This is a genomic window from Mesopusillimonas faecipullorum (assembly GCF_020539505.1).
Taxonomy (GTDB): Bacteria; Pseudomonadota; Gammaproteobacteria; order Burkholderiales; family Burkholderiaceae_B; genus Mesopusillimonas; species Mesopusillimonas faecipullorum.
The window spans coordinates 363,883-387,746 of record NZ_JACDXW010000002.1 but is presented as its reverse complement, the minus strand read 5'-3'; the positions used below and the strand labels follow the sequence as shown (position 1 = coordinate 387,746).

Annotated in this window: 22 protein-coding genes and 1 pseudogene; 17 read left to right on the top strand and 6 right to left on the bottom strand. The window is 58.1% G+C overall.

Going from position 1 to position 23,864, the window contains the following annotated elements; all coding sequences use genetic code 11:
• Positions 1-45: 45 nt before the first annotated feature.
• On the bottom strand, positions 46-327 hold the full coding sequence (locus tag H0484_RS05220; protein WP_226953392.1) for a peptidylprolyl isomerase: 282 nt from the start codon (positions 325-327) through the stop codon (positions 46-48).
• Between the two features lie 379 nt (positions 328-706).
• On the opposite strand from H0484_RS05220, the gene aceE reads away from it, so the two are divergent.
• The 7 genes and pseudogenes from aceE (at position 707) to purF (ending at position 11,515) form a co-directional block, all read left to right on the top strand.
• A complete protein-coding gene (gene aceE / locus H0484_RS05215) occupies positions 707-3,418 on the top strand; it encodes a pyruvate dehydrogenase (acetyl-transferring), homodimeric type (RefSeq protein WP_226953391.1) in 2,712 nt (903 codons plus the stop codon).
• Between the two features lie 14 nt (positions 3,419-3,432).
• A complete protein-coding gene (gene aceF / locus H0484_RS05210) occupies positions 3,433-5,112 on the top strand; it encodes a dihydrolipoyllysine-residue acetyltransferase (protein WP_226953390.1) in 1,680 nt (559 codons plus the stop codon).
• An 11-nt stretch (positions 5,113-5,123) separates the two neighbouring features.
• Complete coding sequence (gene lpdA, locus H0484_RS05205; RefSeq protein ID WP_226953389.1) at positions 5,124-6,881, top strand: dihydrolipoyl dehydrogenase; 1,758 nt, start codon at positions 5,124-5,126, stop codon at positions 6,879-6,881.
• A gap of 444 nt (positions 6,882-7,325) precedes the next feature.
• Positions 7,326-8,621 carry a bifunctional tetrahydrofolate synthase/dihydrofolate synthase gene (folC, locus tag H0484_RS05200; RefSeq protein WP_226953388.1) on the top strand — a complete coding sequence of 432 codons (1,296 nt, stop codon included), beginning with the start codon at positions 7,326-7,328 and terminating at the stop codon, positions 8,619-8,621.
• A 47-nt stretch (positions 8,622-8,668) separates the two neighbouring features.
• On the top strand, positions 8,669-9,466 hold the full coding sequence (locus tag H0484_RS05195) for an SPOR domain-containing protein (RefSeq protein WP_226953386.1): 798 nt from the start codon (positions 8,669-8,671) through the stop codon (positions 9,464-9,466).
• Positions 9,463-9,948 (top strand): annotated as a pseudogene (locus tag H0484_RS05190) (CvpA family protein); the annotation flags it as partial. The gene H0484_RS05195 and the pseudogene H0484_RS05190, both read left to right, overlap by 4 nt.
• A 109-nt stretch (positions 9,949-10,057) precedes the next feature.
• Positions 10,058-11,515, top strand: a complete 1,458-nt coding sequence (gene purF, locus H0484_RS05185; protein WP_226953384.1) for an amidophosphoribosyltransferase — start codon at positions 10,058-10,060, stop codon at positions 11,513-11,515.
• Between the two features lie 11 nt (positions 11,516-11,526).
• On the opposite strand, the gene H0484_RS05180 is transcribed toward purF, so the two are convergent.
• The 5 genes from H0484_RS05180 to H0484_RS05160 form a co-directional block, all read right to left on the bottom strand.
• Positions 11,527-12,300: an IclR family transcriptional regulator gene (locus tag H0484_RS05180; protein ID WP_226953383.1), complete on the bottom strand. Its 774-nt coding sequence runs from the start codon at positions 12,298-12,300 to the stop codon at positions 11,527-11,529.
• An 87-nt stretch (positions 12,301-12,387) separates the two neighbouring features.
• On the bottom strand, positions 12,388-12,816 hold the full coding sequence (locus H0484_RS05175) for a RidA family protein (protein WP_226953382.1): 429 nt from the start codon (positions 12,814-12,816) through the stop codon (positions 12,388-12,390).
• 6 nt (positions 12,817-12,822) lie between these two features.
• The gene (locus tag H0484_RS05170; RefSeq protein WP_226953381.1) at positions 12,823-13,866 is read right to left on the bottom strand and encodes an aromatic ring-hydroxylating oxygenase subunit alpha; all 1,044 of its coding nucleotides are present in this window, start codon (positions 13,864-13,866) and stop codon (positions 12,823-12,825) included.
• Between the two features lie 34 nt (positions 13,867-13,900).
• Entirely contained in the window at positions 13,901-14,128 is a 228-nt protein-coding gene (locus H0484_RS05165; protein ID WP_226953380.1) for a recombinase-like helix-turn-helix domain-containing protein, read from the bottom strand.
• Positions 14,129-14,449, bottom strand: coding sequence for a hypothetical protein (locus tag H0484_RS05160; RefSeq protein ID WP_226953379.1), 321 nt, complete (start codon positions 14,447-14,449; stop codon positions 14,129-14,131). It abuts the gene before it with no gap.
• A 321-nt stretch (positions 14,450-14,770) separates the two neighbouring features.
• Here H0484_RS05160 and H0484_RS05155 point away from each other — a divergent pair, with 321 nt between their 5' ends.
• The 10 genes from H0484_RS05155 (at position 14,771) to H0484_RS05110 (ending at position 23,860) form a co-directional block, all read left to right on the top strand.
• Positions 14,771-15,559: an ABC transporter ATP-binding protein gene (locus H0484_RS05155; protein ID WP_226953377.1), complete on the top strand. Its 789-nt coding sequence runs from the start codon at positions 14,771-14,773 to the stop codon at positions 15,557-15,559.
• Between the two features lie 80 nt (positions 15,560-15,639).
• Positions 15,640-16,632 carry an ABC transporter substrate-binding protein gene (locus tag H0484_RS05150; RefSeq protein WP_226953376.1) on the top strand — a complete coding sequence of 331 codons (993 nt, stop codon included), beginning with the start codon at positions 15,640-15,642 and terminating at the stop codon, positions 16,630-16,632.
• Positions 16,632-17,510 (top strand): ABC transporter permease, encoded by an 879-nt coding sequence (locus tag H0484_RS05145; protein WP_390624813.1) that lies wholly within the window; start codon positions 16,632-16,634, stop codon positions 17,508-17,510. Before H0484_RS05150 ends, H0484_RS05145 begins: the two co-directional genes overlap by 1 nt.
• Before the next feature lie 15 nt (positions 17,511-17,525).
• Positions 17,526-18,308: an SDR family oxidoreductase gene (locus H0484_RS05140; protein ID WP_226953374.1), complete on the top strand. Its 783-nt coding sequence runs from the start codon at positions 17,526-17,528 to the stop codon at positions 18,306-18,308.
• Between the two features lie 18 nt (positions 18,309-18,326).
• On the top strand, positions 18,327-18,872 hold the full coding sequence (locus H0484_RS05135; RefSeq protein ID WP_226953373.1) for a cupin domain-containing protein: 546 nt from the start codon (positions 18,327-18,329) through the stop codon (positions 18,870-18,872).
• Between the two features lie 37 nt (positions 18,873-18,909).
• On the top strand, positions 18,910-19,737 hold the full coding sequence (locus tag H0484_RS05130; RefSeq protein WP_226953372.1) for an alpha/beta fold hydrolase: 828 nt from the start codon (positions 18,910-18,912) through the stop codon (positions 19,735-19,737).
• Positions 19,734-20,561 (top strand): IclR family transcriptional regulator, encoded by an 828-nt coding sequence (locus H0484_RS05125; protein ID WP_226953371.1) that lies wholly within the window; start codon positions 19,734-19,736, stop codon positions 20,559-20,561. Before H0484_RS05130 ends, H0484_RS05125 begins: the two co-directional genes overlap by 4 nt.
• Complete coding sequence (locus H0484_RS05120) at positions 20,558-21,349, top strand: SDR family oxidoreductase (RefSeq protein ID WP_226953370.1); 792 nt, start codon at positions 20,558-20,560, stop codon at positions 21,347-21,349. The genes H0484_RS05125 and H0484_RS05120 overlap by 4 nt, the downstream gene beginning before the upstream one ends.
• On the top strand, positions 21,342-23,030 hold the full coding sequence (locus H0484_RS05115; RefSeq protein ID WP_226953369.1) for a thiamine pyrophosphate-binding protein: 1,689 nt from the start codon (positions 21,342-21,344) through the stop codon (positions 23,028-23,030). The genes H0484_RS05120 and H0484_RS05115 overlap by 8 nt, the downstream gene beginning before the upstream one ends.
• Before the next feature lie 14 nt (positions 23,031-23,044).
• Entirely contained in the window at positions 23,045-23,860 is an 816-nt protein-coding gene (locus tag H0484_RS05110) for an aspartate dehydrogenase (RefSeq protein ID WP_226953368.1), read from the top strand.
• The last annotated feature ends 4 nt before the right edge of the window (positions 23,861-23,864 follow it).

Below are 23,864 nucleotides of genomic sequence, written 5' to 3'. Positions count from 1 at the left end.
GCGTGACAACAATGCGGCCCATAGTTTACTAGGCGTTAAGGGTGCTTAGTCTTGGCGGCTGGTGACTTCGACAAGATGGTAGCCAAACTGGGTTTTGACCGGGCCTTGTACTACGCCTACGGGGGCGCTGAAGACGACAGCGTCGAACTCGGGAACCATTTGACCGCGACCGAAGGAACCCAGGTTGCCGCCGTCTTGGCGGGAGGGGCACTGCGAGTGTTGGCGAGCAACGGCAGCAAAATCAGCGCCGCCTTCGATGTCGGCCTTGAGTTGCTTGCATTGGTCCTCGGTGGGTACCAGGATGTGGCGAGCGGTGGCTTGTGGCATAGTGGTTTCCTAAGAAGAGGTTTGCGCAGGCATAGAAGTATGCAGCGCCTCGTCATTCTAGCTTACAGCTAGGATAGATCTGAGGTCGTGCAGTGATCTCTGGTGTAGTCTTTGAGAAAAGTTGAAAGGCCGGAAACCCTTGTGCGGCGCAGCATTTGGCGGTTTTCATGGATTTATTTTCATATTATGAAATTAATCACCACAAAGTGAAATTTACCTTGCTCAATGGCATCCTCTTTCCTAGAATGGCTGCGTGCATTACGTGTAGAGCGCCGGATGACGCCTGTCCCGAACTCATGCATGAAACCCCAGATATAGGATCCGTAGCCGAGACCCGGCTGCGGATAGCTGACCCAACATAACCCTTCAGGAGACGCTTATGTCCTCTATGGATCAGGCCAACGCGCTGACGCGCATTACCGAATCGGATGTCGAAGCCCAAGAGTGGCTCGACGCCCTGGAAGCTGTGCTCGAGCGCGAAGGTCCCGACCGTGCGCATTTCTTGCTTGAGCGTCTCATCGATTTAGCACGCCGTTCGGGCACCAACGTGCCTTTCACGCCTTACACGGGTTACGTCAACACGATTCCGCCGGGCCTTGAAACGCCTAGCCCCGGCAATCAGGAGCTCGAAGCCCGCATTCGTTCGTACACCCGTTGGAACGCCATGGCCATGGTGGTCAAGGCCAATAGCCATAACCCGCCTGACGGTGGCGATTTGGGCGGTCATATTGCCTCGTTTGCCTCGTTGGCGACCATGATAGAAACCGGCCAGAACCATTTCTGGCACGCGGATGATGGCGAGCATGGCGGCGATCTGGTGTATTTCCAAGGCCATACTTCGCCTGGCATGTACAGCCGCGCCTACCTTGAGGGGCGCCTGACTGAAGAACACCTGGATAATTTCCGCCAAGAGGTTGGGGGCAAGGGGCTGTCTTCGTATCCGCACCCCAAGCTCATGCCCGAGTTCTGGCAGTTTCCCACCGTTTCCATGGGCCTGGGGCCCATCATGGCCATCTATCAGGCGCGCTTTCTCAAGTACTTGCATGCGCGTGGCATTGCCGACACCAGCAAGCGTAAAGTCTGGGTATTTTGCGGCGACGGCGAAATGGATGAACCCGAGTCCTTGGGTGCGCTCAGCATGGCGGCACGCGAAAATCTGGATAACCTCATTTTCGTCATCAACTGCAACCTGCAGCGCCTGGACGGCCCAGTGCGTGGTAACGGCAAAATCATTCAAGAACTCGAAGGCGAGTTCCGCGGCAGTGGCTGGAACGTTCTTAAGCTGATCTGGGGCGGCTACTGGGACCCCTTGTTGGCGCACGACAAAGAAGGCATCTTGCGCCGTATCATGGAAGAAACCGTGGACGGCGAATATCAGGCTTACAAGGCCAATGATGGGGCTTTCGTGCGTAAGAACTTCTTCGGCAAGCACCCCAAGCTGCTGGAAATGGTCAGCCGCCTGAGCGACGACGATGTCTGGCGCCTGAACCGTGGCGGTCACGACCCCCATAAGGTGTACGCCGCTTTCGACGCCGCCACCAAGCACAAGGGTCAGCCTACCGTGATTCTGGCCAAGACCATCAAGGGTTATGGCATGGGTCACGTGGGTCAGGCCAAGAACCCCACGCACCAGCAAAAGAAGCTGGATGTCGAAGCCATCCGCGAATTCCGCAATCGCTTCAATATTCCTATTCCCGACGAAAACCTGGAAAAACTGCCTTATTACAGGCCGGCTGAAGATGCGCCCGAGATGCAGTACATGCACGAGCGCCGCAAAGAACTGGGTGGTTATCTGCCCAAGCGCCGGGTTAGGGCTGATGAGCAGTTCAAGGCGCCTGAGCTTGAGGTCTTCAAGGCTGTGCTCGAACCCACCGCCGAAGGCCGTGAAATCTCCACCACCCAGGCTTTCGTGCGTATCTTGAACCAGGTATTGCGCGACAAGCAGTTGGGTCCGCGTGTCGTGCCGATTCTGGCCGACGAATCGCGTACCTTCGGTATGGAAGGCTTGTTCCGCCAGATCGGTATTTATGCGCCGGAAGGCCAGAAATACGTGCCAGTCGACAAAGACCAGGTCATGTATTACCGCGAGGCTTCCGACGGCCAGCTGTTGCAAGAAGGGATCAACGAAGCGGGTGCTTTCAGTTCGTGGATAGCGGCGGCGACGTCCTATTCCACCAACAACCGCATCATGTTGCCGTTCTTCATCTATTACTCGATGTTCGGCTTCCAGCGCGTGGGCGATCTGGCCTGGGCGGCTGGTGATATGCGTGCGCGCGGCTTCTTGCTGGGCGGTACCGCAGGCCGCACGACCTTGAACGGCGAAGGCTTGCAGCACGAAGACGGCCATAGCCACATTCTGTCGTCCATGATCCCCAACTGCGTGTCTTACGACCCCACGTATGCACACGAGCTGGCTGTCATTATTCAAGACGGCATGAAGCGCATGGTAGAAAACCAAGAAGACGTTTTCTACTACATCACCGTCATGAACGAAAACTATGCCCAACCCGGTCTGACTGCCGGCGACGAAGAGGGCATTATTCGCGGCATGTACAAGTTCCGCAGCAATGGCAAACCCAAAGACAAGCTGCGCGTGCAGTTGATGGGCGCCGGTACCATCTTGCGTGAAGTGCTTGCCGCACAAGAGCTGCTTGAGAAAGACTGGGGCGTCAGCTCCGATGTCTGGAGCGTGACCAGCTTTAGCGAACTGCGCCGCGATGGCATGGATTGCGAGCGTTACCGCCTGCTGAACCCCACCGACAAAGCAGCTCCCCAGCCTTACGTGACGCGTCAGTTGGTCGACACCACAGGCCCCATTGTCGTGTCTACCGACTACGTCAAGCTGCTGGGTGATCAGATCCGTCCGTTCGTACCTGAAGGCCGCCGTCTGGCGGTGCTGGGTACCGATGGCTTTGGTCGCTCCGACTTCCGCTACCGTCTGCGTGAACACTTCGAGGTTGATCGTCATTTCGTCGTGCTGGCTTCCTTGCGCGCCTTGGCCGACGATGGCTTGGTGCCCGTGGAAAAGATTGCCGAGGCCATTGCCAAGTACGGCATTGATGTCAACAAGTCCAACCCGCACCACGCTTAAGCAGGAGCCCCGACATGAGCAAAACCCTGGAAATCAAAGTGCCCGATATCGGCGACTTCGATACGGTGGAAGTCATAGAAGTGTTGGTGGCCGAGGGCGACGAGATCAAGGCCGAACAAAGCCTGATCACGGTCGAATCGGACAAAGCCTCGATGGAAATCCCTGCTTCGGACGCGGGCAAGGTCAAGTCCATCAAGGTCAAGGTGGGTGACAAAGTCAGCGAAGGTTCGGTCATCGTTGAAATCGAGTCGCAGTCCGAAGCCGCTGCCGAGGCGCCTGCCAAAGAGGAAGCTGCTAAAGCCGAGGCGCCCGCCAAGCAAGCTGAGCCCAAAGCTGAAGCCAAGGCTGAGGCCAAAGCTGCTCCGGCGGCCAATGCCCAGCCTGTCAGCGTCACCATTCCCGATATCGGTGATTTTGACTCCGTAGAAGTCATAGAAGTGCTGGTGGCCGAGGGCGATACCGTCAAGGCCGAGCAAAGCCTGATTACCGTTGAGTCGGACAAGGCCTCGATGGAAATCCCATCGTCGGCGGCTGGCGTGGTCAAGGCCTTGAAGGTGAAGGTGGGCGACAAGGTTGCCAAGGGCAGCGAGATCTTGCAATTGCTGTCTTCCGACGAAGGCGCCGCTCCTGAAAAGGCTGAAGCTCCCGAAGCGCCAGCGCCTAAAGCCGAAGCCAGCCAAGAGCAGGCGCCCAAGGCTGAGGCTGCGAAGGCGGAAGCTCCCGCGTCAACCAGCGTATCGCCTACCAGCGGGCTTTATCCCGACGATACGCCTTTGCGCCAGCTGCCTCATGCTTCTCCCTCGGTGCGCAAGTTTGCACGCGAGTTAGGGGTAGATTTGAACCGCGTGCAGGGCAGTGGCGATAAAGGCCGCATCACGTTTGACGACGTGCGCGGCTTTGTCAAACAAGCCTTGGCGGGTGGGGCGGCAGCGTCGTCCAAGCCGGCTGCAGCGGGTGGCGGCCTGACAGTGCTCGACTGGCCCAAGGTCGATTTTTCCAAATTTGGCGAAATCGAAAGCAAGCCTTTGTCGCGCATCAAGAAAATTTCCGGTGCGAACCTGCATCGTAACTGGGTGATGATTCCACATGTCACCAACAACGAACAGGCTGACATCACCGAGCTTGAAGAACTGCGTCAGACGCTCAACAAAGAGAATCAGAAAGCAGGCATCAAGGTGACGATGCTGGCCTTCCTGATCAAGGCTGTGGTGGCGGCGCTCAAGAAATTCCCCGAGTTCAATGCCTCGCTGGATGGCGACAATCTGGTGCTCAAGCAGTACTACCACATCGGCTTTGCCGCCGATACGCCCAATGGGCTGGTCGTGCCAGTGATCCGTGATGCGGATCGCAAGGGCATTATTGAACTGGCCAAAGAAACCTCCGAGTTGGCCGCTTTGGCGCGCGACGGCAAGCTGTCGCCCTCGCAGATGCAAGGCGGTTGCTTCTCTATTTCGTCTTTGGGCGGAATCGGCGGCACGTCCTTCACGCCCATCATCAATGCGCCTGAAGTCGCTATTCTTGGGGTGTCGCGTTCGGCACATATGCCAATCTGGGACGGCAAAGCCTTCCAGCCACGCCTGATGCTGCCCATGTCGCTCTCTTATGACCACCGCGTCATCGACGGTGCTTCAGCGGCGCGCTTTAATGCCTATCTGGCCGCATTGCTGGCCGATTTCCGCCGCATCGCACTGTAGGAGACACGGATATGACGACGGAACTGCATATTCCAGATATAGGCGACTTCGACACCGTCGACGTCATCGAGGTACTGGTATCCGAGGGCGACGAGATCAAGGCGGAACAGAGCTTGATCACGGTTGAGTCGGACAAGGCTTCCATGGAGATTCCCGCCAGCGAAGCCGGGGTGGTCAAGCAGGTATTGGTCAAGGTGGGCGATAAGGTCTCGAAGGGCACAGCGATTGTGCGCATCGAGGCTGCTGCCGCCACCGAGAAGCCGGCTACCGAGAAAAAGTCGGCTCCGGCTGAAGAAAAGCCTGCGCAAGCTACGCCCGCTGCTGCACCGCAGGCGGCCAGTTTCGATGGCAAGGCTGACGACGAATACGATGTGCTCGTGTTGGGCGCAGGGCCTGGCGGTTATTCGGCGGCTTTCCGCGCCGCCGATCTGGGCCTTAAGGTGGCGCTGGTCGAGCGCTACGCCACGCTAGGCGGTGTTTGCCTCAACGTGGGCTGCATTCCTTCCAAGGCTTTGCTGCATACCGCAGCTGTGCTCGAAGAAGCGCAGACCATGGGCGAGCACGGGATCAAGTTTGCCGCGCCCACCATAGACCTTGATGCTTTACGCAAGCACAAGGAAGAGGTCATTGGCAAACTCACCGGTGGTTTGGCGGGTATGGCCAAAGCACGCAAGGTTACCGTGGTTCAGGGGCTGGGGCGGTTTGCCGACCCGCATCATCTGGCGGTTGAAGCCGCCGATGGCAAAAAGCAAACCCTGAAATTCAAGTCTGCCATCATTGCGGCGGGCAGCCAGTCGGTCAAACTGCCTTTCCTGCCGGACGACCCCCGTGTGGTGGATTCAACCGGCGCGCTGGAGCTTAAATTCATTCCCAAGAAGATGCTTATCGTTGGCGGTGGCATCATAGGCCTGGAAATGGGTACGGTTTACTCGGCTTTGGGTGCGCGCCTGGATGTCGTGGAAATGCAAACCGGCTTGATGCAGGGCGCCGACCGTGACTTGGTCAAAGTCTGGGAAAAGCGCAACAAGCACAGATTCGACCACATCATGCTGGAAACCCGCACGGTGTCAGCCGAGGCCAAAGAGGACGGCATTTGGGTCAAGTTCGAAGGCAAGCATGCGCCTGCCGAACCGCAGCGCTACGACTTGGTGCTGCAGGCAGTGGGGCGCTCGCCCAACGGCAAGAAGATAGGCGCGGATGCCGCTGGGGTGCAGGTGGACGAACGCGGCTTCATCACCGTCGACCGCCAGCTGCGCACCAATGTGCCGCATATCCATGCCATCGGCGACATCGTGGGCCAGCCCATGTTGGCGCACAAGGCCGTGCACGAGGCGCATGTGGCGGCTGAGGTCATTGCGGGCCAGAAGTCTTTCTTCGACGCGCGTGTCATTCCTTCCGTGGCCTACACGGATCCTGAAGTGGCTTGGGTGGGTTTGACCGAGGAAGAGGCCAAGAAGCAGGGCGTTGCCGTGCAGAAAGGTGTGTTCCCTTGGGCTGCTTCGGGGCGCGCGATTGCCAATGGCCGCGACGAGGGCTTCACCAAGCTGCTCTTCGACGCTGAAACCCATCGTATTTTGGGCGGCAGCATCGTTGGCACGGGTGCCGGCGATTTGATCAGCGAAGTGGCGTTGGCCGTCGAGATGGGGGCCGATGTGGTGGATATCGCCAAGACCATTCATCCGCATCCTACCTTGGGTGAGTCGGTGGGGATGGCGGCTGAAGCTGCCGAAGGTACATGCACGGATTTACCGCCGGTGCGCAAGAAGTAATCTGTTTTTTTCTGTGCTGTTGTGGTTTGCACAGGCTGAAAGTGTTAGGCGCCGCGAAGGGTTTTTAGAACCTTTTGCGGCGTTTTTCTTTTGGCGTGATTTTTTTTGGTTTCTTAAGTCGTGCGGATGAGGTACCGGACGGGGGCCGCAGCTCGCGCGGTTCCAGCTGTGCTGGAACTTCCCGACCGACAGGCCTTGCCCGGGGCGGTCGCATAACTCGCAACGCAGGTCATCCCCCGGATGACCTGCAAACGTGTTGCTCAGACAGATGCGCCCTTGCAGCCCCGTTCAAAACCCGTCGGTCGGCGCACTCAAATGCGTTCCCCATCCGGCACACGTACGGCTTAAGAACACCACTTCCGTCAGTCACCCAAACCCGCCCACAATGCTACTATCTCATCTTCCCCCGCAACACCCCCATTCCCCCTAGATTCCGCCGCCATCATGACCGCCTCAAGACCGAGCCCGGAAGCCTCGCTGGACACCTGGCTCGCCTACCTGGAAACCCTGCATCCCACCACCATAGAACTTGGCCTGGACCGCATACGCCGCGTTGCCCAAACCCTGGAACTGCAACTGCCCTGCGTCAAAATCACCGTGGGCGGCACCAATGGTAAAGGCTCTAACTGCGCCATGCTCGAAGCCATCCTGCTTGCAGCGGGATATAAAGTGGGCCTGTATACCTCGCCGCACCTGGTGAATTTCAACGAGCGTATACGCATAAACGGCGACTCGCTTGACGATAGCGCCATCGTTCAGCAGTTTGCCCGCATCGACGCTGCACGCGGTGAGACCAGCCTAAGTTATTTCGAGTTTGCCACCCTGGCAGCCATGCTTGCCTTCCAGCAAGAAGGGGTAGAGGTCGCCATCCTGGAAGTCGGCCTTGGCGGTCGACTCGACGCCGTCAACATCATGTCGGCTGACTGCGCCATTGTCACCAGCGTCGACCTGGACCACGTTGAATGGCTGGGCGACACACGCGAAGCCATAGGCTACGAAAAAGCGCATATCTTTCGGCCAGGTAAGCCGGCCATTTGCGCCGACCCCATGCCACCCGACAGCCTGGTGCAGTATGCCGAACAGATAGGCGCCGACCTTTGGCGCTTCGGGCGCGACTTCAATTATTCCGGCGACAAGCAGCAATGGGCCTACGGGGGCCGTGATCAACGGCGCCGGGCGCTGGCTTATCCCGCCTTGCGTGGGGCTAATCAGTTGCTTAACGCCAGCGCTGCGCTGGCCGCTTTAGAGTCATTGCAAGACCTTCTGGTCGTGCCCCAACAGGCTGTCAGAGTCGGGCTATTGCAAGTGAATCTGCCGGGGCGCTTCCAGATTCTGCCAGGCCGGCCCACCATCGTATTGGATGTGGCTCATAACCCGCATGCCGTCGCCGCCTTGTCGCAAAATCTGGACAACATGGGCTTTCATGCCTATACCCACGCAGTGGTGGGCATGGTGCAAGACAAAGACATTGCAGCCACCCTAAAGTCACTGGTGGGCAAGGTCGACCACTGGCATTGCGCCAGCTTGCCGGGCCCACGTGGCGCCAGCGCCGCCAAACTGGCGGGCATCGTACGCGAATTGTTACCTCGCGAAACGGATGAGCCCGTCACCGTTACGGAATATGAAAACCCGGTTCTGGCCTTTCGTGCCGCGCAAGGACAGGTGGACGAGAATGATAGAATTCTGGTATTCGGTTCATTTTCGACAGTTGGCCCCGTACTGCAAGAACTGGGCCGCTAGTGTCCTGAATTTGGCATGCGGGCCAGTTGCGGCCATAAGGTGTATACATGGGTTGGTTTTCTCGTAAAGATTCCGAGTCTGAAACCGGGCGACGCTCCAGCGGTCGCGGGCAACGGGCGCTTGATGACGACACGCATGCTTTGCGTCAGCGTGCTCGGCATCGCCTGATCGGCGCATTGGCGCTGGTGCTGGCTGCCATCATCGTTGTGCCCATGCTTATCGGCACCGAGCCCAATGCTCCAGCGCCTGTGCCTCAGGTCGTGCAGGCCAATATTCCGCCTTTACCCGAACCCATCACCCCCGACACCGGCATGCAAGCCGCAGCCAGCGGCCAGGTTGACACCACACCTCCGGTAGATTCACCCCTGCCGGCACCGACGCCCGTGCCAGAACAGCCGCCCGCGCCCGTGCCTCCCGCTGCGTCTACAAGCACGCCACCGGTCTCGCCTCCGCCTGCGCCACCTAAGCCCGAACCAGAACCCAGCAAACCCGCCGCCCCCGAAAAGCCCGCTGCCGGTAATCGTACCGACGACGGCGCAGTGGCACTGGCTTTGTTGGAAGGCCGCTCTGCCGAGAAACCCGCTTCGCCCCCACCCGCGGCAGCCGCTCGTGGCAATTTCGTGTTGCAGATCGTGGCTCTAAGCAGCGATGCCGAGGCTCAGAATCGGCGTGCCCAATTGGTGGCGGCAGGTGTCACCAACGCCTATGTAGAGTCCGCCAGCTCTGGGGGCAAAGCCACCTATCGCCTGCGAGTCGGTCCATTCCCCACGCGCGAAGCGGCTCAGGCAGCTCAGACACGACTGCGTGCATTGGGTTACGACAACAGTTTCATCTCTTCTAAGTGACGAGTTTCGACTACCTCGTTTTGGCCATTTTGGGCGTCTCCGGCCTGCTCGGTCTGCTACGCGGCTTCATCAAAGAAGCCTTATCCCTCATCGCCTACGGGGTGGCTTTTATGGCCGCTATCTGGTGGGGGCCTCGTATCACCGGCTGGCTGATGCCCTATATCGAGAACGACCTGCTGCGCATGGCTGCCGCTTATGGGGCCGTGTTTATTGTGACGCTGCTGCTGGTGGGCCTGCTGAACGTTACATTGGCCACGCTGATCCAGAAAACTGGCTTAACGCCTGCCGACCACGGCTTGGGCGGCTTGTTTGGTTTGCTGCGCGGGGCGCTCATCGTGGTGGTCTTGGTCGCGCTGGCAGGCTACACAGAGCTACCCAAAGAGCCCTGGTGGACCCAAGCGCGTTTATCAGGCACTGCGGTGCAGGGCGTACAAAAAATCAAACAGTGGCTGCCGCCCTCGCTGGCGCAGTGGCTGCCGTATCCAGAGTCTTACCAAGACTCAGAGGAAGTGCCGGCCAGTTCTCGCGCCGTATGGCGCAAGCAACCTTTTGATGCTTCTCTATCTCTCTCTTGACTGATCGGAACCAACCATGTGTGGAATCGTAGGGGTGATGGGGCGTGCCCCCGTCAACCAGACCATCTATGACAGCTTGCTGCTGTTGCAACATCGCGGCCAAGATGCAGCGGGCATTGCCACCGCGCACGAACAATTTTTCAATATGTTCAAGGCCAAAGGCCTGGTGCGCGATGTCTTCCGCACCCGTAACATGCGCTCTTTGCCCGGTAATAGCGGGGTGGGGCAAGTGCGCTACCCCACAGCGGGTTCCAGCGACAACGAGGATGAGGCACAGCCTTTCTACGTGAATGCACCGTTTGGCATCACCTTTGTGCACAACGGCAATCTGACCAACTGGCGTAGCCTGCGCGAAGAACTCTTTCGCATCGACAGACGCCACATCAACACGAACTCCGATTCTGAAGTGCTGTTGAATGTCTTTGCACACGAGTTGCAGTCTGCTGCCAGCGGTGCCAACCTGGATGACGACGCGGTGTTTGCTGCTGTGTCGGTTGTGCACCGACGCGCCAAGGGTGCCTACGCCGTCATTGCCCAGATTGCCAGCTTTGGCATGGTGGCATTCCGTGACCCGCATGGCATACGGCCTTTGTGCTTGGGCCGGCAAGAAACCGAGAACGGAACCGAATGGATGCTGGCCTCGGAGTCCGTGGCATTGACCGGTTGTGGTTTCAGCTTCGTACGCGACGTTGATCCCGGTGAGGCCATCATTATCGACCTCGATGGCCAGGTGCGTAGCCGTCAGTGCGCTGATAACCCCAGCTTGACCTCCTGTCTGTTCGAGTATGTTTATTTTGCACGTCCTGACTCATTGATGGACGGCGTTTCCGTCTATCAGGCGCGTTTGCGCATGGGCGAGTACTTGGCTGATAACGTAGCCAGAGCCCTGCGACTGGGCGACATCGATGTGGTCATGCCGATTCCTGATTCTTCGCGCCCTTCGGCCATGCAGTTGGCGGCGCGGCTAGACTTGAATTACCGCGAGGGTTTCATCAAGAATCGCTACATCGGCCGTACTTTTATCATGCCCGGCCAGGCCGTGCGTAAAAAATCGGTGCGCCAGAAGCTAAGCGCCATAGACATGGAATTCCGTGGCAAAAATGTGCTGTTGATAGACGACTCCATCGTGCGTGGTACCACCAGCCGGCAGATCGTCGATATGGCTCGCGAGGCGGGTGCCAATAAGGTGTTCTTTGCTTCAGCGGCGCCCCCAGTGCGTTTCCCCAATGTGTACGGTATAGACATGCCTACCCAAGCCGAGCTTATCGCCACAGGCCGCAGCATAGATCAGATCGCCGACGAGATCGGTGCGGATGGCTTGGTCTTTCAGCACCTTGAAGACCTTGAGCGCTCGGTACGCGACTTGAACCCTGCTATGACGCAGTTCGAGGCATCTTGCTTTGATGGCAAGTATGTCACGGGCGATATCGACGCTCAGTATTTGGCCGAGCTCAGCCGTTCACGCGGTGCTTGAGCGCTGTAAATTCAGTAATTCAGGCAGCGGGAAAGCTCTAGGGCGGCTGCGCGTAAGCGCACCGTCAGTGTCTCCCGCTTCTCTTGGGGAATACTGGCGCCAGGCACGGTAATGCCTACCGCTGCGCGCACGACGCCTTGTGCGTCGAGCACGGGTGCGGCTAGCGTAGAAATATTGGGCTCAAAAAAGCCTTCTTCCACGATGTAACCTCGTGCGCGGTCGTCTTTCAGCAGCGCGTAAAGTTCGGCAAGTGTCTGAGGGGTGCGCGGCGTATAAGTGCGTAGTTTTTCTTCGGGGTAAAGCGTTTCCAGCTGCTCGTAGGAAAGATGGCAGAGCAGGGCGCGGCCTAATATGGTGGCATGAGCCGGCAGACGTGTACCAACGTGCACCGAGCTGGTAAACACCGAGGGCGAACTGGCTTTTTGCACATAAATGATGTCTCGCCCGTCGCGGATGACAAGATTGGCGCTATAGCCTGCATCGTCGCGCAAACGTTCAAGTATGGGGCGGCCCAATTCGGTGATCGATAGCGACGCCAAGTACTCAAAACCCAGCTTGAGCACGGCTGTACCCAGCTGAAACTCGTGGTTGCCGGGCACGCGTTCAAGATAGCCCAGGCTTTCCAGCGTGACTAAAAGACGAAAAATGGTAGTGCGGGGGACTTGCAGGCGCCGAGCAAGCTCGGGTGCCCCAAGGCTGGGGGTTTCACGCGAAAACTCGGACAGAATGCGCAAACCACGCTCTAGTCCAGGAACTGCATACTTATCGGAAGTCGTGGTGGCCATGCCTGTCTGGGGTTGCTAAGCAAAGTGCTGATTGTGGGGGGACTTGGCGCGTCTGTCAAAAACGCTGACCCGCCTTTCCCGCAGCAATCATGGTGTGCTGGGAGCCAGACGGAAATCCAAGCGGGCGAAGGCGTCGATTTCTATGGTAAGACCAGGAAAAACCAAAGCCTGTATGCCAACCAATGTAGAACACGGATACTGAAGCCCGGCAAAGAAATCGGCCCGGGCTTGGTTGACAGCGTCTTTATCGGCGATGTTGGTGAGATAGATCACAAGTTTATAGAGATGCGCGCGCTGCACGCCGGCGGCCACCAGATGCTGTTCTATCTTGGCAAAGATGCGCATCGCCTGTTCGTAGGTAGACAGATAAGAGCCGTCGGGCGTGGCGGCGGGGTGCGCCGTCATGCCCGACAGGACGATCTCTGGGCCCATGATGAGGCAATTGGACCAGGTTGCGCCGGGCGGCACGCTAGCGCCCGGGGCGGGTAAGTTGCGGATAAGCTGAGGTTCGGCCATCTGTGCTTAAGCCGTGGCGGCCTCTGGGGTTTGCACCGCTTCGGCCTGCAACTGCTGAATGGCCAGCTGACGCAATTGGCGACGGGTGCGCACGATGCCCACATCGTGCTGATACAGGATCTCGCGCTTGTTGGCGTCGGGGTCCATGACTTCCAGCACTTCGCGGTCTTGCTCCAGCACAGCCCAGTGGCGGGCCTCCAGGCGGTTCTTGTACAGAAAACGCCAGACATCGCGTTGCCAACCCGAGACCTTGCGCATGCGCCAATGGAAGACAGCGGCCACATTGGGAGCGATAGGGGTGTAGCAGCCGATAATCACGAAGCTACCGCCGGGGCCACCGGTGTTGGGGTAGGGAATATCCAGACGCAGCCAGTGCAGCCCCGTATCGGCAAATTCGCTCCAGTCGAAGTTGACGTCGCGCTGGTTTGCTTTCTCGAAGATGAAACCGTGCTCGGTATCGCGCAGCTGAAACTTGGAGGCTTGTGCGCCTACGGACATGCTATGCGACTGCTTGTGCAGGAAGGTACCGTGCATGGGATCCATGACGTTATCGATGACGTAACGGTAGTCGCCAGCCCATTCTGTATAGCACAGGAAGCCCGAATACTCGTCGGAAATCAGTTGCTCGGGCAGGTTCAAGGGGGGCGGGTTGTCTATGTTTTTGTCTGTGTTGTACAAAAAGATGACGCCGTTGCTTTCTTTAAGATGGAAAGCAAGCGTGGGGCGCGAGCCTTCGAGTTTGCAACCAGGGCTGCCAGGCACCGAAACCACCGTGCCGTCGTGGCGCACCTGTACGCCGTGATACCCACAGGCGATCTTGTTACCCAGCGGCACCCCGACGGAAAGCGGCGCGCCGCGGTGGGGGCAGTGGTCTTCCAGGGCATAGGGTGTGCCCTCGGCGTCGCGCCAGAGCACCAGGCGATAGCCCAGACGGCGCAGGCTGGTGGGTTTGGCAGTCACAAAACCGGAAGGGCAGATGGCATACCAGCGGTTTTTGATGCCGCGCGCCAAGACGGCATCGATTTCAGCTTCAGACGGGGTAGTAGTCATGTCGGATTCCTGAGTATGGGAGGCCGTAAACAGCCTAGGCTTCGAGGCTGAGCCTGTGCAGCTCGGCGGCGAGCAGTTCTTCGGTCCAGGTGGTGGCTTTGCTTTGCGGCAGCGGCCCCGAAGCATTGAGAGCGGCCACCAGGCCTGAAAGTTCAACCACGCCCGAGCCAAACGCACGCTCGATGGCGTCGCCCAGCAGATTCTCGTATGCCGAAGGCTCGCGCGTGCGGGCCTGGTGAGGTTCGAGGTAAAGCTTGTTCATTCATTGGCCTCCGTTTTTGACGCGTTCCTTGATGCGTTCGCGTACAGGGATGAAGTCGTAAGTGGGATAGCACTCGGTAGTAAAGACGCCCCAAGCGCAACGTTCGAGTTCGACGTTGACCATAGGGATGAGCGAGACAGGCAAGCGCAGCGTGACGATTTGCCCCAAGCCCATGGCCACAGTCCAGGAGACGACTTCTACGCCTTCAGGGGGGAAGCGGTCCCACCATTGGCTGGCCTTGAGCTTGCCTTGGATGGCATCGAGATTATTGGACTGGTCATGTTTGAGAATGACCGTAAGCATAGCTTTCTCTGTCGTCATATTGCTGGCTGTTTGTTTCATATAAAAAACAACGTTTTATTTTTATATAATGTAGTGCTTTATCGCTGACCCCACCATACGGGGAAACCCGGTGGTTGAATTCTCGCTTCATAGAGCAATACCAAGTTGAAAGCCCAAGAATTTCCCATTATTACGGGGTTTTCAGCGAATTCCAAATAAGGATTCAAGGGATATCCCCAATACAACTTCTCTTCCAAGATCTGTAAATTTTGTTTGTATAGTAAACGCTGTTTCATATATAAACCAAACGCAAAGGCTGCGGGGCTGCCTCAGGCTTATCTTGCAAGGAATACCTTCATCATGATGGAAATTGAATTCAGGAACGTCGGTAAGTCTTTTCCCGATAAACAAAGCGGTTCGGTACGCGAAGCCGTTGCCAACGTCTCTATTTCCATTGCCAAAGGCGAAGTGGTTTCCCTGATCGGCCCTTCGGGCTGTGGCAAAAGCACCTTGCTGAATATGGGTTCGGGCCTTTACAGCCCCACCGTGGGCGAGGTTTATGTAAATGGCAAGCAAGTCAAAGGGCCTGTGCGCGAAGTGGCCTTCATGCTGCAAAAAGATTTGCTGATGCAATGGCGCACCATAGAAGATAACGTGGCATTGGGGCTGGAGATCGCCGGCACTCCCAGGGCTCAACGCAAGCGTGTAGCGGGCGAGCTGCTTGAGCGCTGCCATTTGAAAGGTTACGAAAAACATTATCCGCATCAGTTGTCCGGCGGGATGCGTCAGCGCGCTGCGCTGGCTCGCACCCTGGCGGTAGACCCGCAGGTGATGTTGCTGGACGAACCGTTTTCTGCGCTGGATGCACAGACCAAGATGGTGCTGCAGCAAGACTTGGCCCAGATGCTGGCCGAACACAAAAAGACCGCGCTCTTCATCACTCACGATCTGGTCGAGGCCATCGCCTTGTCCGATCGGCTCTTTGTGATGAGCGAGCGTCCCGGCACCATCATTGAAGAAATCATTGTCGATCTTCCTTTGCGCGACAACCCGCTTGAGCGCCGCAAGCTTCCCCAGATTGGTCCCTTGCAAGGGCGATTGATGGATCTGTTGAAGATCGGTAAAGAAGATAAAGCGGCTTTGCACTGATCGCGTCGCCGCCCAAGATTTGCTTGTCTGCCGTACGTGTACTCACTCAACCTATGAAGATGGACCCCTGGAGATAAACCATGAAAATCAAGAAGCTGATAGCCGCCATCGCCGTAGGCGCATGCGCCGCCATCGTGCCGTTTACCAGCGGCGCTCAAGAGAAAAAACTAGAGCCGATTACCTATTTGTTGCCGGCGCCGCAGAATCTGCCGGCCTTCGCGCCTTGGATGATCGCCAAGCAGCAAGGTTACTTTGAGGCCGAAGGTCTGGACGTTAATTTCGTGACGGGCAAGGGCGGGGTAGACGTGGCCAAACAGGTGGGTGCCGGTAACGCACCCATTGGTGGCGCCATTGGCGATACGCCCATCATCGTTCGCGCCAACGGCGTACCGGTGAAGTCTGTGGCGCTGGTAGGTGGCGGTGGTCTGACCTTGATCGCCTCGCATGCCGACGACCCAGTCAATGAACCTGCCCAGCTGAAAGGCAAAACCATCACCGTCATGGCTTATACCGACACGACTTACTACTCCTTGTTGGGCACCATGAGAATGGCAGGCCTGACGCGTGAGGACGCCGAGATTCAGGCGGCCGGCCCTGCCGGGGTATGGCAGTTGTTTGCTTCGGGTAAATCTCAGGTGATGGCTGCGGTCGGTGACTGGGTCGTCATGGCTGAAGAAGCTGGGGCGAAGGTGCACTTGATGAATCCTGCCAAAGGTTTCAACAGCATGGCTCAAGCCATCATCGCTTCCGATGAAATGATAGAAAAGAACCCCGAGCTCATCCAGCGTGTGGTGCGTGCCACGCTTAAAGGCATGACGCTGATCCAGAACGACATCGATGGGGCGGTTGCGGCTTACGTGAAGGCTGTGCCTGCACACCAAGGCAAGGAAGATCAGGTCAAACGCATCTTTGAACTGTTCAACAAGTATCTGTATGCCGGTCAAACCGTACCCGGCATTATGGATCCTGCCCGTTTGGAATCCGTACAGAAGTTCTATGTTGAAGAAGGCATAGTCAGCAAGGCATCGCCGCTTGATTCTCTGTACACCAACCAATTTGTAGAGGCCAAGTAATGGCAGACGGGATCTCCTCCACCATATCACCCTCGGCTGTGGCGGGGGCGGGTCCCGCCGCCTCTGTCTCTTCAAAAAATGCTCCCGGAGGGTTAAAAGTGTATAAGCGCCACTTCGTTACAGTCGGCTGTAGCCTACTTGTGCTGGTTTTGTTTCTGGCCGCATGGGAGTGGCTGCCCGGCTGGCTGGGTATGCCCGAGTTCATCTTGCCTCGGTTCACCACCGTAGTGCAGGAAGGCATACGCATGTGGAACACCGGCAGCTTCATGGAGCACTTCAACATCACGGCTTTCGAGGTGGTGATAGGCTTCATTCTGGGGGCATTGCTGGGCCTTTTGGTGGGCGTGGTGCTGGGCTTGTCGCCCACCACTGAGTCTGTGCTTTCGCCTTATATTCTGGCCCTGCAAATCGCACCCAAGGTGGCTTTTGCTCCGCTGTTCGTCATGTGGCTGGGCTACACCATCTATCCCAAGATACTGGTGGCCTTGTTGATCGTGTTTTTCCCCATCATGGTCAACGTGCTCTCGGCCATACGCACGGTAGACCCCGATATGGTCAACCTGGTGCGTACCCTCAACGCCAGCCGCTGGCAGATTTTCCGCCTGGTTGAGTTTCCTTCCTCCTTGCCGGCGCTGTTCTCCGGGCTGCGCATAGGTGCAACCCTGGCTGTCATCGGCGTCACCGTGGGTGAGCTGGTGGGTGGCAATAAAGGTCTGGGCTTCTTGCTGGTAGACGCCGAAGGGCAGGGCAATACCGCCGGTGTGTTTGTTGCCATCTTTGGGCTAACCGTGATTGGTATTGCCGCTTATGCAGCGGTGGTGTGGATAGAGCGTCGCTGCTTGCACTACATCCCCAAAGCCAATGTCACGACGGTCTGAACCCCAGGGGCAAGCATGAACGCAAATACTCAAGCCTCTAATAGCGCGAATCTCTTGAAGGGGCGACGTGTGCTTGTAACCGGTGCCGCACGCGGGCTAGGTCTGGAGTTCGCCCGCAGCCTGCTGCAGGCGGGTGCGCAAGTGGCATTGGCCGATATTCTGGCGCGTGATCTGCACGCGGCTGTTGCCGATCTGCGTGCGCAAGGCCTGCCGGCATATGCCATAGAGTTCGATATGAATGACCCAGCCTCTATCGAGGCCTGCGCGCAGTCAGCCGTGCGTCAAATGGGGGGCTTGGATGGTTTGGTCAACAACGCGGCGATGACGCATTCCGGCGGCAAGACGCTGCATGAACTTGACGTGGCCGTGTGGGATCAAGTCATGAACATTAATGTGCGTGGCACTTGGCTGATGACGCGCGCCTGCCATGCCGCCTTGAGCGAAAGCGGTCGTGGCGCAGTCGTTAACTTGGCGTCGGATACCCCCTTATGGGGAGCGCCAAAATTGCTGGCTTATGTGGCCAGCAAGGGCGCCATCATCGCCATGAGTCGCACGCTGGCGCGCGAGATGGGGGCCGACAACATTACGGTTAACACCATCGCGCCGGGTTTGACCTTGGTAGAGGCCACTGAATATGTGCCGCGTGAACGTCACGAGCTTTATCAGAACCAGCGCGCTTTGCAGCGCGCACAGCTGCCGGACGACGTCAGCGGCGCCATTCTCTTTCTATTGTCCGACCTGTCTCGTTTCATGACGGGTCAGTTACTAGCCGTCAATGGCGGCTTTGTCATGCATTAATTGCAAAAGGTGAGTGTCATGAGCGAACACGTAGTTGAAGAGCGTAATACCCAACAAGCTTCTTGGGCCCGTCCCGAAGGCGCCTCGCTGGAAGACTGGATGACGAGTCGCATCGCCCGTTACGCAACGCGTAAGTACGATTGGGATGCACTCAAATTTCAGGCTGATTTCGATCCCGTCTATCGCCGTGCGCAGATGCGCTACGTGGGCACGGGCGGCACGGGTGTTGCCGCGGATATGAACACCGTGCCCGCCGAGAATTTCACGTTCTCAACCATGGTGATACCGGCAGGTAACGAAGGCCCCATGCACCTGCATACCGATGTCGAGGAAGTCTTCTTCGTCATTCGCGGCAAGGTCAAACTCATGCTTGAAAAAGACGGCGAAACCTACGAAACCATTCTGACCGATAGGGACCTGGTTTCCATCCCGCCAGGAGTGTATCGCGGTGAAGTCAATATCGGTGATGAAGACGCCTTGATGTGTGTGATGTTGGGCGCCAAAAAGCCCATTACACCCACTTATCCGCCCGAGCATCCACTTGCCAGCATCAAGCGCGGCTAATCAAGCCTGATTTGTCGGCACAGCGAGCAAAGTATCCATGAGTAAAGACGTGTTTGGCAGGCAAGAGCTGAATCTGGGCGACCTCCGCTTCAGTTACCGTGCTTGTGGTCACCAGGGGCCTCAGCTTGTGCTGCTGCATGGCATCAGTTCGGGGGCCGCAAGCTGGTCGGCCTGCGCGCAGGCCTTGGAAGGCAAAGCACGTGTGTTGGCCTGGGATGCTCCAGGCTATGGCAGCAGCTCGCCTTTGCCCGACAAGGCGCCCAATGCGACGGCTTACGCCCAACGCCTGGCGCTCTTGCTGGATGCGCTCGATATTGAGTCTTGCGTGCTGGTTGGACATTCCCTCGGCGTCTTGATGGCGGCGGCATTTGCGCAATTGCATGCCGCACGCCTGCGGGCGCTGATGTTGTTCAGCCCGGCCTTGGGCTATGGCGGTGGCGAGCGGGCCCAGGCGGTGCGCACTTCTCGTTTGGCGGGGTTAAGCCTGGGTATACCAGCCATGGCGAACAAACTGCCTACCCGCTTGCTCTCAGCCAATGCCACTGCCGAGCAGCAGCAACAGCTGCGGCAGGTTGCGCTGGGTTTGCATGCCGATGGTTATACGCAAGCGGTAGAAATGCTGTGCGCCGAAGATTTGTTTGCTTATAAAGATCTGCCGCCTCTGACACAGGTGCACTGCGGAGAACACGACATCGTCACTACGCCCGAGCAGTCGCGCGCCTATGCATTGCAACAAGGCCTGCCTTTTTCCTTGATAGCCGGCGCCGGCCATGTCTGCCAGGTCGAGCAGCCTGCAGCCGTCGCAAGCTTGATTGCTCAGGTATTGGCCCAGGTCGAATCTTCAAGCTCGGGAACCGCACCATGAGCCGCGCTGCACCTGATAACAGTCACTACATCGTTCCGGGGCTTGAGCGCGGCTTGCGCATCTTGAGTGCTTTTACCCGCCATGAGGCGGTGCTCTCGGCGCCGGAGCTTGCCCGTCGCCTGGAGATTCCGCGTTCCACAGTGTTCCGTTTGCTTGCGACCTTGGAACAAATGGGTTTGGTTGAGCGCGACGCGAGCGGCAAAGACTATCGTCTAGGCCTGGGCGTGTTGCGACTGGGCTTTGAGTGTTTGGCTTCCAAAGAAATGATTGAGCTGGGTAAGCCCATTCTGGAAGCCTTGCGTGACGAAGTGGGGTATTCGTGCAACCTGGTTGTCAGAGACGGGCGTTTTGTGGTTTACGTGGCAAGGGCAGTCGTGCAGGCGCCTTTTTCCAACAATGTGCACCTGGGGATGCGATTGCCCGCACACGCCACGCTGTTTGGTCGCATTTTGCTGCGAGACCTGAGCTTTGAGTCTTTGCAGGCCTTGTACCCCGAAGAGTATTTGCATCAGAGCACCGAGTTCACGCCGGCGACAGTCTTTGATCTGTTCAAACTGATGCAGGCTGACAAGTCCAGCGGCTACCTTTTCGATCCAGGCTATTTCGAGCCTTCCATCAGCACGCTTGCCGCGCCAATCAGAGGCGCAGGTGCGTCCATCGTCGCCGCCATAGGCGTAACGATACCGACTGCTCATGTAGAGCGGCTTGATATCACCGGTTTGGGCGAGGCCACGGCGCGTGCGGCGTCTCGTCTTTCCCAATTGCTGGATCACGTTCAACCCGTCAATGACATACCCGTCGTAAACAAAGAGGTCTTTGCATGATCAATCTGGAAGGAAAGAAAGCCGTAGTGACGGGGGGGACCTCGGGGATAGGCCTGGAAACGGCACGCTTGCTGCTGCAGTTGGGTGCCGATGTCGCCCTGTGCAGCCGCGATGCCGAGCGCGTAAAGGCCACCACGCAGCAATTACAAGAAGCTTATCCCGCACGCCGTGTGCTGGGTCAAGCCTGTGACGTGCTGGATGCCGAACAAGTGCGAAGCTTTGCCGAGCAGGTTCGCCAATCTTTCGGCGCCGTAGACGCACTGATCAACAATGCCGGCCAAGGGCGTGTTTCCACCTTTGCCAGCACCACCGATGAAGAGTGGGAAACCGAACTGCGGTTGAAATTCTTCTCCATCATTCATCCCACACGTGCTTTTTTGCCTTTGCTGGAGCAAAGCAGCGAGCCGGCCATCGTGTGCGTCAACTCTTTGCTGGCCGCCCAGCCCGAGCCCCATATGGTGGCAACCTCGGCGGCACGTGCGGGGATCAAAAACCTGGTGCGTTCCTTGGCAAGCGAATTCAGCGTCAAAGGCATACGCGTCAACGGCATTTTGTTGGGTTTGGTCGATTCCGGTCAGTGGCGTCGCCGCTACGAGGCGCGCGAAGACCGCAGCCAAAGCTGGGAACAGTGGGCTGGTGACCTGGCCAAGCGCAAGCATATTGAATTAGGCCGTCTAGGTCGCCCTGAAGAGGCGGCCCGAGCCATTGTTTTCCTGGCTTCGTCCGCATCGTCGTACACGACGGGCAGCCATATCGATGTTTCCGGAGGAGTATCCCGTTATGCATAAGCAACAAGAAAAACTGGTGACGGTAGGAGAAGTCGTCGCCGCCTTCCTGGAAGCCTGCCAGGTCAAAACCGCCTTTGGCGTGATCTCCATCCATAACATGCCTATTCTGGATGCCATGGGCGAGCGCGGCGTGATGCGCTTCGTACCCGCTAGAGGCGAAGCCGGCGCTACCAGCATGGCCGACGCCTATGCGCGCACCACGGGCGAATTGGGCGTTTGCCTGACCAGCACCGGAACCGCCGCGGGTAATGCCGCCGGTGGAATGGTTGAGGCCCTGACGGCGGGTACGCCCATGCTGCACATTACCGGCCAGATAGAAACGCCTTACCTGGACCTGGGCTATTCCTACATACACGAGGCGCCGGACCAACTCAGCATGCTCAAGTCCATTTCCAAGGCGGCTTATCGGGTACGCGATGCCCAAAGTGCCCTGGAAACACTCAAGCAAGCGGTACAAGCCGCCCTGACGGCGCCTACCGGCCCGGTCAGCATAGAGATTCCCATAGACATCCAGCAGGCCATGATCCCCATGCCTGAGGATCTGCAACCGCGCGAAGTGCCGGTCTGGCAACCGGAAGCGGCAGCGCTGGATAGGCTGGCCGACACCTTGGCTCGCGCTCGTCGTCCGATGTTGTGGCTGGGCGGCGGGGCTCGCCATGCAGGTGCCGCCGCGCGCCGCTTGCTGGATATGGGCTTTGGCCTGGTCACCAGTACGCAAGGGCGGGGCATAGTGCCCGAGACCGACCCTCGCACCTTGGGTGCTTTCAATCTACATAAGCCCGTAGAAAATTTCTACCAGACTTGCGACGCCATGCTGGTCGTGGGTTCGCGGCTGCGCGGCAATGAAACCCTTAAATATCAACTGAAGCTGCCGCGTCCTTTGTTGCGTGTCGATGCGGATGTTGAGGCAGAAGGCCGGTGCTACGCCAGCGATGACTTTGTCATGGGCGATGCGCGTCTCGTGCTGGAAGGGCTGGCCGATAGGCTGGAAGGTCGCATGAAAACCGACCCCGCATTCATCAAGGATTTGCAGGCTGCACGCCAGCAGGCGGTGAGCACACTGGTGGACGGCTTAGGCCCTTATGCGCAGTTGGTGCAAGGCTTGCAAGAGGCCGTAGGCGAACGCTTCAATTGGGTGCGTGATGTCACGGTATCCAATAGCACTTGGGGCAACCGCTATTTGTATTTAAATGACGCCCGGGCCGGTGTGCATGCGCTGGGCGGCGGTATCGGCCTGGGGCTGGCCATGGCCATAGGTGCAGCGGTGGGGGCGGCGCAAACCGCGCCAGGCAAAAAAACATACTGCCTGGCCGGCGACGGCGGTTTCATTCTGAATCTGGGTGAATTGGCGACGGCGGTGCAAGAGCAGGCCGATATGGTCATCATTCTGATGAACGATGAAGGCTATGGTGTCATCAAGAACATTCAGGATGCACAGTACGGTGGCCGCCGCCATTACGTGGATTTACATACGCCCGATTATGCTCAGTTGTGCGGTTCCTTGAAACTGGCTCACCAGCGCGTTTCGAATCTGGATGACGTGGGCGCAGCACTTGAGTCCGCCCGTGCGCAGCCCGGTCCTTTCATGCTCGAAATCGATATGTTGTCCATCGGGCGATTCAAAACCGCTTTTGCCGGTCCTCCTGTTGTCGAACAGCAGGCGGCCCCCGCAACAGCTTAAGCAAGAGGCCACTTATGCAACGCATTGCAATGATAGGCTTTGGCGCGATTGGGCGCGCGGTCATCGAAGCCATACGTGAAGAGCCCCGTCTCAAGCTGGTGCAATTGATTGCCACGCCAGGCAAAGTCAGCGAAGTGCAGGCTCAGCTAGCGACCCTGGGGCTTTCCGAACCGCCCCTGGTGTCCGAGTCACTGATCCTGGACGGCAGTTGCCCCGTGGATTGCGTGGTGGAGTGCGCTGGTCACGCAGCGATCCAAGAGCATGTTCTGCCTGCCTTGCAAGAGGGCCTGCCATGCGTGCTGGTGTCTATAGGCGCTTTGTCTGAGCCCGGCTTAGCAGAGGCGCTGGAAATGGCGGCGGGACAAGGCAATACGCAGTTGCACTTGCTGTCTGGCGCCATAGGCGGCATAGACGCCTTGGCTGCTGCACGCATCGCCGGCCTGGAAGAGGTGGTGTATACCGGTCGCAAGCCGCCCATGGGTTGGTTGGGGTCTCCCGCTGAAGAAACACTGGACCTTGCCGCTTTGACGCAAGCCGAAGTTTTCTTCGAAGGCACGGCCCGCGACGCGGCACAGCAGTTTCCCAAGAATGCCAACGTGGCGGCTACCTTGGCCTTGGCAGGCATAGGGCTAGACCGCACGCGGGTGCGCCTGATTGCCGATCCCGAGGTCACCGAGAACATCCATCACTATCAGGCGCGCGGTGCCTTTGGCCGTATGGAAGTCACCATGGTGGGCAAGCCCTTGGCCAGCAATCCCAAAACCTCCGCCCTGACCGTTTACAGCGTGGTCAGAGCACTTTGCAACCGAGTCAGATCGATCACGGTCTGAAGCC